This is a genomic window from Stutzerimonas sp. C6.4V (genome assembly GCF_058536345.1).
On sequence record NZ_JBZUBM010000002.1, the window covers coordinates 536,491 to 550,514 of the forward strand.

A 14,024-nucleotide genomic window follows, 5' to 3' on the forward strand; every position below is an offset into this window, starting at 1 on the left:
AATCCAAATCTGAAGAGGCGCTAGTAAAACCAGCGTGGAAGCACGGCAGGTTTTGTTAGCGGCTCTACGCGACCATGCTTTATCAGCTCGAGGCGATTCATGAGCGAACTACAACAAGAGGAAGGCCTGGCCGGTAGCGCAGCCGATTGGCCAAAAGCATTGTTTTATGTGGCCCTGCTGTTTTCCATCTACCAGATCGTCATGGCGGCGTTTCACCCGGTATCGAGCCAGGTACTGCGAGCCGGGCATGTCGGCTTTCTGCTGATGGTCGTCTACCTGTATTTTCCCGCCGCCGGCAAAGGCCGCCCCTGGCAGCCGCTGGCCTGGGTGTTGGCCCTGGCGGGCATGGGGACTGCGTTCTACCAGTGGTATTTCGAAGCAGACCTGATCCAGCGCTCAGGTGACCTGACGACCCTCGACTTCGCCGTCGGCGTCCTGTTGATCGCCCTGGTATTCGAGGCCGCTCGCCGGGTCATGGGCATCGCCCTGCCGATCATCTGCGCCATGTTCCTTGCCTACGGCCTGCTCGGCCAGTACCTGCCGGGCGATCTCGCCCACCGCGGCTACGCCATCGATCAGATGGTCAACCAGCTGGCGTTTGGCACCGAAGGGCTCTACGGCACACCGACCTACGTCTCGGCGACCTATATCTTCCTGTTCATCCTCTTCGGTGCCTTTCTCGAACAGGCCGGGATGATCAAGCTGTTCACCGACTTCGCCATGGGCCTGTTCGGCCACAAGCTGGGTGGACCGGCCAAGGTCTCGGTGGTGTCCTCCGCGCTGATGGGCACCATCACCGGTTCCGGTGTCGCCAACGTGGTGACCACCGGCCAGTTCACCATTCCGCTGATGAAGCGCTTCGGCTACAAGGCCGCCTTTGCCGGCGGTGTGGAAGCAACGTCTTCCATGGGCAGCCAGATGATGCCGCCGGTGATGGGCGCCGTGGCCTTCATCATGGCCGAGACCATCAACGTGCCCTTCATCGAAGTCGCCAAGGCCGCGCTGATCCCGGCCCTGCTGTATTTCGGCTCGGTGTTCTGGATGGTTCATCTGGAAGCCAAGCGCGCCAACCTCAAGGGCCTGCCGAAAGAGGAATGCCCGAGCGCCATGGCGGCGGTCAAGCAGCGCTGGTACCTGCTGATTCCGCTGGGTGTGCTGGTGTACCTGCTGTTTTCCGGACGCACACCGCTGTTCTCCGGCATGGTCGGCCTGGCGCTGACGGCCATCGTCATCCTCGGCTCGGCAATCATCCTGAAGGTGTCGTCATTCGGCTTGCGCATGGCCTTCTGGATCGCCCTGGGCGTGCTCTGCGCCGGGTTCTTCCAGCTCGGCATCGGGGTGATCTTCGCTGTCATCGCGGTGCTGGTAGCGATCTGCTGGTTCATCAAGGGCGGGCGCGACACCCTGGTGGTGTGCCTGCACGCGCTGGTGGAAGGTGCACGACACGCGGTTCCGGTGGGTATCGCCTGTGCACTGGTCGGCGTGATCATCGGCGTGGTCTCGCTGACGGGTGTCGCCTCGACCTTTGCTGGTTACATCCTGGCTGTTGGTGAGGACAATCTCTTCCTGTCGCTGCTGCTGACCATGGCCACTTGTTTGGTGCTGGGCATGGGTATCCCGACCATCCCCAACTACATCATCACCAGCTCCATCGCCGCACCGGCCCTGCTGGACCTTGGCGTGCCGCTGCTGGTCTCGCACATGTTCGTGTTCTATTTCGGCATCCTGGCTGACCTGACGCCGCCGGTGGCGCTGGCCTGCTTCGCAGCGGCGCCGATCGCCAAGGAAACCGGGCTGAAGATCAGCATGTGGGCAGTGCGCATCGCCATCGCCGGCTTCGTGGTGCCGTTCATGGCGGTCTACAACCCGTCGCTGATGATGCAGGGCGACAGCCTGTGGATGACCGCCTACATGGTGCTGAAGGCAAGCTTTGCCATTGGTCTATGGGGCATCGCCACCATCGGCTACCTGCAGCGACCGCTGGCCTGGTGGGAGCGGGTGCTGGGCTTCGCCGCGGGTGCGACGCTGATCATGGCCATGCCGATTACCGACGAGATCGGCTTTGGCATCGGCATCCTGCTGCTGGCTCAGCACATCGTGCGTGCCCGCCGGGCCGGGCCGGTACTGGCGTGATCGGACTCTGTCTGGGCTTGGCCGGGGTGGTGTGGGCAGAGGTGCCCACAGCCGACTTCACCCTGGCCTGGAACCACACCATTGAAAAGATCCGCTGGGAAGAGGATTACCGCGTGACGCCGGACGGGCTGCTGCTCGGCGAAGCGCGGGTCAGGGGTTCAGGTGCCGGGATGGAAATCCCGGATGACGCCGAACTGCGTGACGGGGCCTGGCACTACAGGCGCCAGATGCCGCCGTTGCAACCGCTGCGAGTGGGGCGAACCCCCGAAGCAGGGGATTACCAATTGTGTTTCGACCAGCGCTGCCACGCCTTGAGCGAATGGCTCGGCCCGCCAAAAGCGGACCAGCCCGCGCTGGAACTCTGGAGCTGCGCCGCGCAGGCGGTGGGCTCCTCCTGATGCTGGGTGAGGCTTTGCCGCGTTAGGGGCGCATAGATCGCCCGGCGGATCGGTGGAGCGTGATCCGCCCTACGTTCTAGCCCTTGCCGCGTTTGGGATGCACACACCGCCTGGTGGATCGGTGAAGCGTGATCCACCCTACGTTGGCTCATCGCCTACGGCGGTATCAGATCGCCTGCAACGTTGCTCTGCGCTTGCTTGCCGCGAGCTGCCTGGCGCGCAACTTGCGCCACCAGATCACCACGCCGGTCACCGACAGCACGGCAATCGCCACGCCCAGCAGCGCGATAAGAATGCGCCCCGGCAGGCCGAGGATCCGCCCGCCATGGATCGCCGGTTGCAGCAGGTGGAACTGCTCACCCAAGGTGCCCTGCCCCGGTATCTCCTGCCCCAGCAATTGCGTGCCATCGCTGCCATGGAAAAACAGCCAGGCATTGCCCTGGTTGCTGTCGTAATCACCGAAGCCAGCGCCATAGAAGTTGTATTCGAAGCTGTAGTAGAGCTCACCAATCGGCTCGCTCAGGCCAAGGTCGGCGGCGTGCTGCATGGCGTAGTCGTAAGCACGGTGGAAGTCGTACCCGGTGGTGCCCAGCTCCGCCTCTGGCAACCTGCCGCGTGCCTCGTAGACGCTCGGTTCAACCCTTGATACCAACGACACCACCGGTTTGAACACCTGTTCGGGCAGGTTCATGGCGATGCTGCTGATGGCGACCGGCGTGAGCAGCAACCACAGCCACAGGCCGCCCGCACGATGCACATCGTGGTTGAGCCGCTGGCGCTTGATCTTCCAGGCCGTCCACCACTTGCCGAAGAACGGCCGCCCGCGTGGGAAGGTCAACAGCAGGGAGACCAGGCAGTCGAGCGTCCAGAAGATCGCCACGATGCCCATCAGCCATATGCCCCAGTTGCCCGGCAGCGTCAGGTTGTAGTGAAACTCCAGCAGAAAAGGCACCAGGTTCTGCCGGGAAAAACAGCACTCGCCCCAATGCCGGGTGCCGACCGGATCGCCAGTCACCGCATCGAGATAGTGCACGACCGGCTGCAGTTCATAGGGCTTGCCGGTTGCAGGATCATTGCGTGGTACCAGCGCCATCAACGCCGCGTGTCCTGGCTCGTCCGGAAACTCCATGTACCAGACCTGCATGCGCGGGTTGGCCTGCTCGACCCGCTCGACCAGCTCCCCGGGCCCCAGCACCGGGCCCTGGCTGGCGGTGTGGTAGAACTCGGGGTTCAGCCATTCATCCAGTTCATGATGGAAGGCCAGCACGCTGCCGGTGATGCCTGCGAGAAAGAGGAATAGCGCGGTAGCCAGGCCGATGTAGCGGTGCAGCAGTACGAGGATCAAGCGCATGGTCTTCGTCCGTCTTGTAGAAAGCACAAAGCCGCCGGCCCATACAGGCCAGCGGCTTCTGCCCGATTCTTAGAAGTCGTAGGTCAGCGTCGCCATGACGTTGCGGGATTCGCCGTAGTAGCACTGGTTGAGGCTGTTGCAGGCGGCGACGTATTTTTCATCCGTCAGGTTGTTCAGGTTCAGCTGTGCGCTCAGGCCGTTCAGCCCGACACGCGACAAGTCGTAGCCGAGCATGGCGTCGTACAGTGTGTAGGACGGGATACGTAGCGTATTTTCCGCGTCCGCCCAGCTCTTGCCGAAGTAGCGTACGCCACCGCCAATCTGCAACCCGGCGATTACACCCTGCTCGAAGGTGTAGTCGGACCACAGCGACGCCATGTTGCGCGCCACCGCGTTAGGCGTATTGCCGCGGTTGTTGACGCCGGCAGCACCGGTGAAGTCCTTGGAATACTCCACATCCATGTAGGAGTAGCTGGCGATCAGGTTGAGGTTGTCCTGCGGACGCAGGCGCGCCTCCAGCTCCACGCCCTTGGAGGTGAGTTCGCCTACGGCGCGATAGAAGTTCTCGTTGGAATCCTTGTTCGCCAGGTTCGACTGTTTCAGGTCGAAGTAGGAAATGGTGTAGAGATCGTCGGTGCCCAGCGGCTGGTATTTAACGCCGACCTCGAATTGCTCCCCTTCGGTCGGTTCGAGCAGCGTGATGTCATAGGCACCAGTGCCCGAATCGTAGTTGTAGGCACCCGTGGCGTTAGGGTTGAAGGATTCCGAATAGCTTGCGTAGGGCGACAGGCCATTGTCGAAGGCGTAGAGCACGCCGACGCGGCCGGTGAACTGCTCGAGTTTCGATTGATCGGACTGGTCGCCGTAGAGCGATTCGGTCTGGTCGAAGGACACATCGACCCAGTCCTGCCGCGCGCCCAGCGAGAAGCGCCAGTTGCCCAGGCTGATCAGGTCCTGGACATAAAAGCCGGTCTGCTCCAGCTCCCGTAGTTCGTCGTACTGGTGATAGAAGGCCAGGCTGCTCGGGTTGGCGACGCCGGTGTAGGGGTTGATCGTGCCGATGCCGGTGGCCGCGCTGTAATCGACTTTGGCCTTGCGCCGCTGATAGTCCAGCCCGGTGACCAGGGTATGGCTCAGCGCACCGGTATCGAAGAGGAACTGCAGCTGGTTATCCAGCGTCCAGGCATGCAGTACCTCATCGGCACCGGTGTAGTAGCGCACCAGTTCGTCCTGCGTGGCGTAGCCGTACTGGTAGACCTGGCCGGACTCGACCGTTGAATCGAGATACTGGAAGTTCTGCCGCGCCGACAGCGTATCGTTGAAACGGTGTTCCAGCTGATAGCCGATCATCTGCTGGTCGCGCTCGAACTTTTCATGATCCTCATCGCCTTCGAAGAAGCTGCGTGAGATGCGCTGGCCGTTGTGCGAGGTTACGCTGCCGTCAGCCGGCAGGCCGCCGTGATAGCCGCTCTCCGGGTCATGCTGGAGCATGGCCTGGAGCGTCAAGCGGGTGTCCTCGGTGAAGTCGATGCTCAGCGAAGGCATGACCGCGTAGCGCTTCTCTTCGATGCCATCGACCTGGTTATCGGCATCCTTCGCGACGCCGACCAGCCGATAGGCGATGCGCTCGTCGTCCAGCGGCCCGGTGAAGTCGAACGCGGCCTGCTTGTTGTCCTCGCTGCCGTAGGACAGCCTTATCTGTCGGCTCGCCTCGTATTGCGGCTTCTTGCTGGTCATCGCCACCAGGCCGCCAGGCAGGCTGCGGCCATAGAGCACCGAGGACGGGCCCTTGAGAATGTCGATACGCTCGACGAAATACGGGTCGACCTGCAGGCTGCTGTAGGTGCCACTGTCACCGAGCAGCTTCTGCCCGTCGAGGTAGAGGTTATCCACCGAGCCGTCGGTGATGCCGCGCATGGCGACATAGTCGTAGCGGGTCGTGGCGCCGTAGGGCGTGCTCATCAGCCCCGGCGTGTAGCGAACGGCCTGCGCAATGGAGCGCGAACCCTGATCTTCGATCTGTTGACGGGTCACCACCGAGACGGTCTGCGAGGTCTCCACTAGCGGCATGCTCGTCTTGGTTGCCACGCTGCTGTGTGTGGCGTTGTAGCCTTCCATCTCCCCCAGCGCATTGCCCAGCGCGAAGCCCTCCACCACCATGGGCTTCAGCTCGACGGCTTCGGCCTGTTCGCCAGACGGCTCCGGCACCAGCGAATAGGTCCCGCGCTCGTCACGAAGGGCCTGCAGCCCGCTGCCGCGCAGCAACGCATCGAATCCTTCCTCAACGCCGTATTGGCCTCTCAGGCCGCTCGACTGGCGGTTGCCGAGCAGGCGGCCATCGACCGACAGCATCACCCCGGCCTCACCGGCGAAGCGACTCAGGGCGGAGGAAAGTGAACCGGCCGGAATGTCATAGCTGCGTACAGCTTGCTGCTGTGCCGATTGCGCCAGCGCCATCGGCGCGACGGCAATGGTGGCTAATGGCATGCAGAGCATGGCGGCGCGAATGGCCAGGGACAGCGGATTGGAACGGCGAACGGGAGAGGCAGTGACGCACATGATTCATCCTTTTTTGCGTGAGCAAATTCGTGATCGTTGCGGTTATGCCCAGCGCCTCCTCCCAAAAGGGAACCGCCAGCTCGATTTTATTTTCAACGGGTATTCGTCAGGCCTCGGATTGCGCGGGCTCAAGGCTGACCCACCACGGCAGGTGCCGGTTGACGCGCAGCGACAGCGTGCTCGCCAGCACCTCCAGGACACGTTCGGTATCCGCCAGCGGATAAGCGCCTACCACGCGCAGGCCAGCGATGCGGGAATCACAGCCCAGATAGCCCTGGCGGTAGCGGCTCAGTTCGGCCAGGAATTCATCCAGCCGCAGGTTATCGGCCAACAGCACGCCACGAACCCAGGCCTGGCGCCCCATCTGAACCGGGCGCCCGGGCTCGGCGTGGCGTCTATCGAAGCTCACCTGCTGGCCCTGCACGGCCGTACGCGGTCGGCCGTCTTGGGGTCGAACCTCAACGGTGCCGTCGAACACGCTGAGCTGTGTGCGACCGTCGCGCTGCCGCACTGAAAAACGGGCCGTGTCATGGGTCTTCACGCTGCCTTCGGCGGTCCGCAACAACAACGGACGCCGTTCATGGCTCACCTGCACCAGCAGCTCGCCGCGGTAGAGCGACAGTTGGCGCACCTGCGCATCGAGCGCGACATCCACCGCGCTGTCGGTGTTCAGCCACAGGTGCGAACCCTCCGGCAATGGCCAATCGCGCACCTCGCCCACTGCTGTGCGTTGATCGGCCGTCCAGCTGCGCCAGGGCATGGCGCCACCCGCCAGGGCCAGAACACCACCACCGATAACGACGGACAGGGTTTTCAGCGCCTGCCGTCGCGTTGGCTGGCGGCGCTGCATCAAGCTGCTCGCCTTGGCGCCAAAGGGGTCGCGAGCGAGCGGCTCGAAGCGTCCGCTGATCTGCTCGACGCGTTGCCACGCCCGCGCGTGCTCAGGATCGCTGAGCCAGCGCCGCCAGGCCTCGCGGTCGTCCTCGCTGACGCTGTCTGACCGCAGCACAGCGAACCACTGCGCGGCGGCCTGCAGCACCCGGTAATCCATCACCTAGTCGTCCTCGATCAGGGTCAGGCAGTGCAGCATGGCCTGCGCCATGTACTTCTTGACCATCCGTTCGGACACGCCCAGTTCAATCGCGATGGCGGCGTAGGTCATGCCGTGCAGTTGAGACAGGAGAAATGCACGCCGCACCTTTTCCGGAAGTCGAGCCAGCATGGCGTCAACCTGCATCAGCGTTTCGACCACCAGCGCCTGGGATTCAGGCGAAGGTGCCAGCGCCTCCGGTTGCAGCGCGATGGCTTCCAGGTACGCCTGCTCGATTTGCCGCCGACGCCAATGGTTGATCAGCAGGCCACGGGCGATGATGTGCAGATACGCCCGCGGTTCACGGATCGAGTCCAGTCCCTGATCCTTGCTCAGCACTCGCACGAAGGTGTCCTGAGCGAGGTCCGCCGCTCTCTGGCTGCAGCCGAGCTGGCGCCGCAACCAGCCGTTCAGCCAGCCCTGATGATCGACATAGAGTCGGTGCACCACCTGTTGCCGAACCAGACCGTCAGCTGCCATGAAGGGTCGCCCATCATCGTGAAGATGGTAATGCTAACGCTTCTCATCAACTCAATGCCAGATGCTTCGCTTGCAACGAGACAGCCTGCATTGGGCTTTTAACGAAGCTGGACTAGGCTCCCGATAGGCCCATCATCGGAGACAGCCATGACATCCCTTGCCACACTCACAGCTGCAACCCTGCTGGCCGTTGCGCTGCCCGCTCAGGCGACACAGTTATTGCCGGGGCTTTGGGAATTCACCAGTGACAGGCTCGAAGTGGATGGCATGCAGATGCCGGGCATGGCTGAGATGCTCGAACAGATGAAGGCGCTACCACCGGAACAACGCAAAATGATGGAGGCGATGCTGGCGGAGCAAGGCGTCGAGCTGGGCTCGGGTGGCGTTCGGCTATGCCTGAGCGAAGCCCAGGTTCAATCCCGTGAACTGCCCTTTCAGGACGAGCCAGGTTGTACTCAGGAGGTACTCGAGCAGACGGAGAACCTGTGGAGGTTTCGCTTCGAATGCCCCGATGCGAAGGGTCAGGGAGAGACCCGGTTGATCAGCGAGCGCGAAGTTGCGAGTACGATCGAGACCGAATACACCGTTGGAGAGCAGCAAGGCAGCAGCCGCATGCTTTCGCGTGGACGCTGGGTGGGCGAAGACTGCGGCAGCCTCAAACCGCAACGCTAGCAGCTGAAGAGTTCCACGTGGAACCTGTCGCTGAAGCGTTGAGCTACTACTCGGTGTCCCACTCGCCTGCGCTGGTTTGCTCGCAGCTGGGCTGCAGAAAGCGCGCATCGCTGGCCACACCGTAATAGTGGATGTCCTGGCGATACGGCATGTTGGACACCTGAGCATTGCGACATATGCCAAACGCCCCGCTAGGACATTCTTCGACGAAAGTGACCTCAACATTCTGGTTCTTCAGGTCCGGCTGGCAAAATCCGGTGCGAAACAACTCGTCAGGAATGCTGCGGTTCTGCTGGCAGACCTTGACCTCGATCCGATCGTCCTGGCTATGTACGATGCAGCCTTCAGCAAGCGCCTCACCGGCGAGTCCCACCCCGACCAACAACATGAACAGCGAACGCATCACCAACCCCTCCCGATCGACCGCGGCGACTCTAGCACGCAGCCACGCAAAGCGCTTTCATCCCATAGCCGGAATGCGCACCATAGCGCCATGCTCTCCTATATCCCGACACACCTGATCATTGGCACGCTAGGCGCAGGCAAGACCAGTCTGATTCGCGCCCTGCTGATGCAGAAACCTGCCAGCGAGCGCTGGGCCATCCTGGTCAACGAATTCGGGCAGATCGGCCTCGATGCGGCACTGCTCACAACTGACGATGCGGGCGTCAGCCTGGCAGAAGTGGCCGGCGGTTGCCTATGTTGCGTGAACGGCGTGCCGTTCCAGATCGGCCTGGGCCGCTTGTTGCGCAAGGCGAGGCCGGACCGCCTGCTCATCGAGCCTTCCGGCCTGGGCCATCCCGCCGAACTGCTTGAACAGCTCTCGTCTCCACCCTGGCACGAGGTGCTTGCGCTGCAGCCATGCGTGGCCGTCCTCGATGGGCCGGCGCTGTTGCGCGGCGAATCGCTAGCCGCGAGCCAGCAGCAGGCAATGCAAGGCTGCGGTCTGCTGGTGATAAACAAGAGCGACGGGCTGAATCAGGCCGAACGGCTGACATTAAAGAATCGGCTGCCGCCCATCGCTCAGTGCTGGACGGAACAAGGCCAGCTGCCGATCGGCTTGTTGCCTGGCATCGATCAGCGACCGGGGCCAGCCAATCGGGAGCCGTCACTGCCCGCTGCAGCGCCAGCCCTCGGCAGTGTCTGGCCGGATCCGAAACAGCCGATCTGCCAGAGCGGGGGCAGCGCCGATGGCTGGAGCATTGGTTGGCGCTGGCATCCAAGCCAACGGTTCGACCTGCAACAGCTCAAGCGCTGGCTGAACGACCTGGCATGGCAGCGCGCCAAGCTGGTCATGCAAGGCATGGATGGCTGGCAGTCGGCCAATGCCCTCAAGGGAGCTCCGCTGGTCTTTGCCTGCAGCGAATGGCGCAGGGACTCGCGACTCGAGCTGATCTTTGGCGAACCGCAAGATGAAAGACGCTTGAACGAGGCGATAGCCGACTGCCGCGTATAACGGTCGATCCAGGGCTAGTCGCCACGCCGCCGCCAGTCGTCCATCTGTATCACCCGACCGGAATCCGGGCGGGAGGGACATGGATGCGCATCCATTTCGATGGGACCTGGACGTGCACCGAACATCAGGATGCTGCCCTGGTGGCGCTGCTCGCCTGTCACCGTGAACTCGAAACCATAGACCCGCGCAAAACGTCGCTGGCCGCGGGAATCACGAATCAGCCCGAGACGGCGAAAGGCTACGTTCCCATCGAGCAGTTCGACATCCATCTTCTTGCAATGCTGCCGCACCGCGACAAGCGCCCTTTCGCGAATGCCGTGGGAGTGCCACAGCCAGGCGCCAGCAGAGAGCAGCAAGAGAAAGACGAACAGGTTGCCGAGCGTCACCATGGGTGCAGCAGCCGGCTGGCAGCGCACGGCCAGGACATGGTGGCCGATACGTTCATCAACTCTCCAGCCAAACGTCGCGAACCCAGTGCCAGACCGACTCCCAGCTCTCATCGGTCATTTCGTGCTCGCTGCCGTCGAAAAGCATGACCTCACCCTCGAGATCGACTACATAAAAGTCGGGCCCGTCCTGGCAGATTGGCAGCAGGTCCCGCTCCACACCCGCATCCCAGGCATTCGCGGCCACTTCGGGAAGATAGGTGTGCGACTGTGGATCGACTGCCGTCACCGGCTCCAGACGACCGTAGACAACGTCGCTGACGGTAAGAAGAAACTCCCGCAAGCCGAACGGCAGATTGATCAGCAATTCCTCTTCGACTTCGACCAGCCGGTCATCATCCGGCAGCTCGAGCGGTACCGGTACCGGCTCATTCAGTTCCCGCAGCTGTTCGATCACTTCTTCCATGACAGTCCCCCTTCGACGGTCTCAAGATGCGCCGTTTATACAAGCCCGCGCATTGGCTAGCCAGTACCAGTCGCGCTAAAGTACTGACCGCTCGAAAAAAAGGCGAACCTGTATGCCGCGCAGACAACAGCAGGTTCGCCAGACGGTCTCACGCCGTTAGTAGCCATCCCAATGGGTCCCAGCTCGTCGCCAACAGCCCACCACCTGGGCTCGACAGGAGAAATTGTGGCATCCATCAGACATCAAGACATGCTCGCCAAGGCGATTGCCCAGTGTGGTGATGAGCCGATTCACATCCCGGGGAGCATCCAGCCGCATGGCTTCCTGCTGGTGCTCAGCGAGCCACAACTGACTATCGTCCAGGCCAGTGAGAATGTCCGCCAATGGCTCGGTGTGGAGCCCCAGGCCCTTCTCGGTCAGCCGCTGACCAGGCTGATTGGCGACTGCGGCTTCGCTGAGGGTCTGGCAGCCTTGGCTGAAGATGATCACAATCCGTTCCACCTGCAGGACATCAGCATCACCCTGCCGGGCCGCAGCGACCACCCCCCGCTGGCCCTGCTGGCCCACCGCTACAAAGGCCAGTTGATCGTCGAGTTCGAGTCGTCCGGCAGTTCCGGCGCTGCGTACGACAAGCTCTACCCGCTGATGCGCACCTTTGTCGTTCAGCTGCAGGAAGCGCAGGATCTCCAGTACATCTGCCAGCTGGCCGTTCGGGAGGTCAAGCGCATCACGGGGTTCGGCAGGGTCAAGGCCTACCGTTTCGACGACCAGGGCAACGGACTGGTGCTCGCCGAGGAGGCCGATGAAGGCTATCCCCGCTACCTGGGCCTGTGCTTTCCCGCTTCGGATATCCCGCCTCAGGCCCGCCAGCTCTATTGCAACAACCTGGTTCGCGTCATTCAGGATGCCAACTACCAGCCCTCGCCCGTTCTACCAGCGCTCAACCCGGTAACCGGAGAACCGCTGGACCTGAGCTTTGCCTCCCTGCGCAGCGTCTCGCCCGTGCACCTGCAGTACATGCGCAACATGGGCACGCTGGCGTCCATGTCGGTTTCCATCGTCATCCAGGGCCGCTTGTGGGGCTTGATCTCCTGCCACAATGCCACGCCGCGTGCGGTCAACTATCAGACCCGCACCGCCTGCGAGCTGCTGGGTCGCATCCTCTCTTTGCAGATCGAGGCCAAGGAAGCCGCTGCGCTGGCCCAGCGCAAGCTAGAGCTGCGCCAGCAGATCGTAGAACTGCTCTCGTCCATGGCGGACCACGACAGCGTGCTCGAGGGCTTCAAAGGCATGCCCAAGGTCGTGCTGGATTTCGCCGGGGCTGTCGGCTGCGCCATCGTATCCGGTGAACAATCCGAGCCGGTGGGCGAGACACCACCCGCCCCCCTGCTGGTACGCCTGAGCCACTGGCTTTCACAACAGCGCGAGCAACTGGTGTTCAGCACCGATTGCGTGAGTCGCGACATCCCGGCCATTCCGGAGCTGGCGGAGCATTGCGCCGGCATACTGGCCATCTCCATTTCCCGCTTGCACCCGCACTATCTGGTCTGGTTCCGACGAGAGCAGGTCAAGACGGTGAACTGGGCCGGGCAGCCGGAGAAACGGATCGACAGCAATGGGGGACTTTCGCCACGCAACAGCTTCGAAAGCTGGAAGGAGACGGTCCGCGGCTTTGCGCAGCCCTGGAAGCAGGTTGAGCTGGAAGGCGCATTGGAGCTTCGCACGGCTGTGCTGGGCATCGTGCTGCGCAAGGCCGAGGAAATGGCCCAGCTGGCCGGAGAGCTGCGTGAGAGCAACAAGGAACTGGAATCCTTTTCCTACAGCGTTTCCCATGACCTTCGCGCCCCGCTGCGGCACATTGCCGGTTACGCCGAGCTGTTGGGCGAACTCGAAGGCAGCAAACTGAGCGAGCGTGGTCTGCGCTTTCTGGACAACATCGGTGATGCGGCGCGGTTTGCCGGAACGTTGGTGGACAACCTGCTGAGCTTTTCGCAAATGGGTCGCGCCGCACTGCGCTTGTCCGACGTAAACCTCTCGGCGCTGGTCGAATCCATACGCCAGGAGATGGCACCAGACTGCGAAGGTCGCAACATAGAGTGGCAGGTTCATCCTCTGCCGATCGTGGTCGCCGACGCGGCATTCATTCACATGGCATTGCGCAATCTGGTCTCCAATGCCATCAAGTACAGCCGAAAACGTGAGCACGCCATTATCGAGATCGGTGCCGAAGAGCGCTCCGAAGAGATCATCGTTTATGTGCGTGACAATGGTGTTGGCTTCAATATGCAATACGCCAACAAGCTGTTCGGGGTTTTCCAGCGTCTGCATCGCATGGAAGAATTCGAAGGCACCGGGATCGGTCTGGCCAGCGTGCGCCGTATCATCGAGCGCCATGATGGCCAGGTCTGGGCCAATGGCGAAATAAACCAGGGCGCGACCTTTTTCTTTTCCTTGCCCAGACTCACCTATGCATCACCCATTTAGCACAGGAACCTAAATGCTCAAGCCGATTCTGCTGATAGAGGACAATCCTCATGAGCTCGAGCTGACGCTGGTGGCGCTCGAGCGCAGCCAGCTGGCCAACGATGTGATTGTCATGCGCGATGGCGCCGAGGCACTGGATTACCTGTTGCGCCGCGGTGACCATGCAGGCCGCGCCGATGGCAACCCAGCCGTGCTGCTACTGGACCTCAAGCTGCCCAAGGTCGACGGTCTGGAGGTTTTGAAGACGGTACGCGACACACCGGAACTGCGCAGCATTCCCGTGGTGATGCTTACTTCCTCTCGTGAAGAACCTGACCTGGTCAAAGCCTATGAGCTCGGAGTGAACGCTTACGTGGTAAAGCCGGTCGAATTTCGCGATTTCGTCGCAGCCATATCCGATCTGGGCATTTTCTGGGCCGTCCTGAACGAACCCCCACCTGGATCGCTGCGCTTGCAGCGGCAACTTCGGGATCGCAAGGGCGATGAAGGTTCGAGCTGAGCGTCTTGCGCAGCTTGAACGAAGGTCTTTCCAGTAGTGCGGAATCCTCG

Annotated in this window: 13 protein-coding genes; 6 read left to right on the forward strand and 7 right to left on the reverse strand. The window is 62.1% G+C overall.

Annotated elements, in window-relative coordinates:
• Window positions 1-99: 99 nt before the first annotated feature.
• On the forward strand, window positions 100-2,133 hold the full coding sequence (locus tag AC4LFW_RS18345) for a TRAP transporter permease (RefSeq protein WP_491820962.1): 2,034 nt from the start codon (window positions 100-102) through the stop codon (window positions 2,131-2,133).
• A complete protein-coding gene (locus AC4LFW_RS18350; RefSeq protein WP_491820964.1) occupies window positions 2,130-2,531 on the forward strand; it encodes a DUF1850 domain-containing protein in 402 nt (133 codons plus the stop codon). The genes AC4LFW_RS18345 and AC4LFW_RS18350 overlap by 4 nt, the downstream gene beginning before the upstream one ends.
• Before the next feature lie 166 nt (window positions 2,532-2,697).
• On the opposite strand, the gene AC4LFW_RS18355 is transcribed toward AC4LFW_RS18350, so the two are convergent.
• The 4 genes from AC4LFW_RS18355 to AC4LFW_RS18370 all read right to left on the reverse strand — a co-directional run bounded on the left by AC4LFW_RS18355 (window position 2,698) and on the right by AC4LFW_RS18370 (window position 8,011).
• Window positions 2,698-3,882, reverse strand: a complete 1,185-nt coding sequence (locus AC4LFW_RS18355) for a PepSY-associated TM helix domain-containing protein (RefSeq protein WP_491820966.1) — start codon at window positions 3,880-3,882, stop codon at window positions 2,698-2,700.
• Between the two features lie 69 nt (window positions 3,883-3,951).
• On the reverse strand, window positions 3,952-6,441 hold the full coding sequence (locus tag AC4LFW_RS18360; protein WP_491820968.1) for a TonB-dependent siderophore receptor: 2,490 nt from the start codon (window positions 6,439-6,441) through the stop codon (window positions 3,952-3,954).
• Between the two features lie 106 nt (window positions 6,442-6,547).
• Window positions 6,548-7,492, reverse strand: a complete 945-nt coding sequence (locus AC4LFW_RS18365; RefSeq protein WP_491822182.1) for a FecR domain-containing protein — start codon at window positions 7,490-7,492, stop codon at window positions 6,548-6,550.
• 3 nt (window positions 7,493-7,495) lie between these two features.
• Window positions 7,496-8,011 carry a sigma-70 family RNA polymerase sigma factor gene (locus AC4LFW_RS18370; protein WP_491820970.1) on the reverse strand — a complete coding sequence of 172 codons (516 nt, stop codon included), beginning with the start codon at window positions 8,009-8,011 and terminating at the stop codon, window positions 7,496-7,498.
• 147 nt (window positions 8,012-8,158) lie between these two features.
• On the opposite strand from AC4LFW_RS18370, the gene AC4LFW_RS18375 reads away from it, so the two are divergent.
• Window positions 8,159-8,683: a DUF3617 domain-containing protein gene (locus AC4LFW_RS18375; RefSeq protein WP_491820972.1), complete on the forward strand. Its 525-nt coding sequence runs from the start codon at window positions 8,159-8,161 to the stop codon at window positions 8,681-8,683.
• A 46-nt stretch (window positions 8,684-8,729) separates the two neighbouring features.
• Here AC4LFW_RS18375 and AC4LFW_RS18380 read toward each other — a convergent pair whose 3' ends face one another.
• Window positions 8,730-9,086 carry an NADH:ubiquinone oxidoreductase gene (locus AC4LFW_RS18380; protein ID WP_491820974.1) on the reverse strand — a complete coding sequence of 119 codons (357 nt, stop codon included), beginning with the start codon at window positions 9,084-9,086 and terminating at the stop codon, window positions 8,730-8,732.
• Window positions 9,087-9,176: 90 nt separating this feature from the next.
• Here AC4LFW_RS18380 and AC4LFW_RS18385 point away from each other — a divergent pair, with 90 nt between their 5' ends.
• Entirely contained in the window at window positions 9,177-10,139 is a 963-nt protein-coding gene (locus AC4LFW_RS18385) for a CobW family GTP-binding protein (protein ID WP_491820976.1), read from the forward strand.
• A 14-nt stretch (window positions 10,140-10,153) separates the two neighbouring features.
• Here AC4LFW_RS18385 and AC4LFW_RS18390 read toward each other — a convergent pair whose 3' ends face one another.
• Together AC4LFW_RS18390 and AC4LFW_RS18395 are read right to left on the reverse strand one after the other, a co-directional pair.
• Complete coding sequence (locus AC4LFW_RS18390) at window positions 10,154-10,528, reverse strand: DUF3301 domain-containing protein (protein WP_491820978.1); 375 nt, start codon at window positions 10,526-10,528, stop codon at window positions 10,154-10,156.
• Window positions 10,529-10,583: 55 nt separating this feature from the next.
• Complete coding sequence (locus tag AC4LFW_RS18395; protein ID WP_491820980.1) at window positions 10,584-10,991, reverse strand: SMI1/KNR4 family protein; 408 nt, start codon at window positions 10,989-10,991, stop codon at window positions 10,584-10,586.
• A gap of 249 nt (window positions 10,992-11,240) precedes the next feature.
• On the opposite strand from AC4LFW_RS18395, the gene AC4LFW_RS18400 reads away from it, so the two are divergent.
• Both AC4LFW_RS18400 and AC4LFW_RS18405 read left to right on the forward strand, forming a co-directional pair.
• A complete protein-coding gene (locus tag AC4LFW_RS18400) occupies window positions 11,241-13,475 on the forward strand; it encodes an ATP-binding protein (RefSeq protein WP_491822184.1) in 2,235 nt (744 codons plus the stop codon).
• Between the two features lie 13 nt (window positions 13,476-13,488).
• Window positions 13,489-13,974 (forward strand): response regulator, encoded by a 486-nt coding sequence (locus AC4LFW_RS18405; RefSeq protein ID WP_491820982.1) that lies wholly within the window; start codon window positions 13,489-13,491, stop codon window positions 13,972-13,974.
• Window positions 13,975-14,024: the final 50 nt, after the last annotated feature.

Bases quoted from the DNA above. Each gene is read 5' to 3' on its own strand.
- AC4LFW_RS18345 (WP_491820962.1), top strand. From the start codon at position 100: ATGAGCGAACTACAACAAGAGGAAGGCCTGGCCGGTAGCGCAGCCGAT.
- AC4LFW_RS18355 (WP_491820966.1), bottom strand. From the start codon at position 3,882: ATGCGCTTGATCCTCGTACTGCTGCACCGCTACATCGGCCTGGCTACC.
- AC4LFW_RS18360 (WP_491820968.1), bottom strand. From the start codon at position 6,441: ATGTGCGTCACTGCCTCTCCCGTTCGCCGTTCCAATCCGCTGTCCCTG.
- AC4LFW_RS18365 (WP_491822182.1), bottom strand. From the start codon at position 7,492: ATGGATTACCGGGTGCTGCAGGCCGCCGCGCAGTGGTTCGCTGTGCTG.
- AC4LFW_RS18370 (WP_491820970.1), bottom strand. From the start codon at position 8,011: ATGGCAGCTGACGGTCTGGTTCGGCAACAGGTGGTGCACCGACTCTAT.
- AC4LFW_RS18375 (WP_491820972.1), top strand. From the start codon at position 8,159: ATGACATCCCTTGCCACACTCACAGCTGCAACCCTGCTGGCCGTTGCG.
- AC4LFW_RS18380 (WP_491820974.1), bottom strand. From the start codon at position 9,086: ATGCGTTCGCTGTTCATGTTGTTGGTCGGGGTGGGACTCGCCGGTGAG.
- AC4LFW_RS18385 (WP_491820976.1), top strand. From the start codon at position 9,177: ATGCTCTCCTATATCCCGACACACCTGATCATTGGCACGCTAGGCGCA.
- AC4LFW_RS18390 (WP_491820978.1), bottom strand. From the start codon at position 10,528: ATGGTGACGCTCGGCAACCTGTTCGTCTTTCTCTTGCTGCTCTCTGCT.
- AC4LFW_RS18395 (WP_491820980.1), bottom strand. From the start codon at position 10,991: ATGGAAGAAGTGATCGAACAGCTGCGGGAACTGAATGAGCCGGTACCG.
- AC4LFW_RS18400 (WP_491822184.1), top strand. From the start codon at position 11,241: ATGCTCGCCAAGGCGATTGCCCAGTGTGGTGATGAGCCGATTCACATC.
- AC4LFW_RS18405 (WP_491820982.1), top strand. From the start codon at position 13,489: ATGCTCAAGCCGATTCTGCTGATAGAGGACAATCCTCATGAGCTCGAG.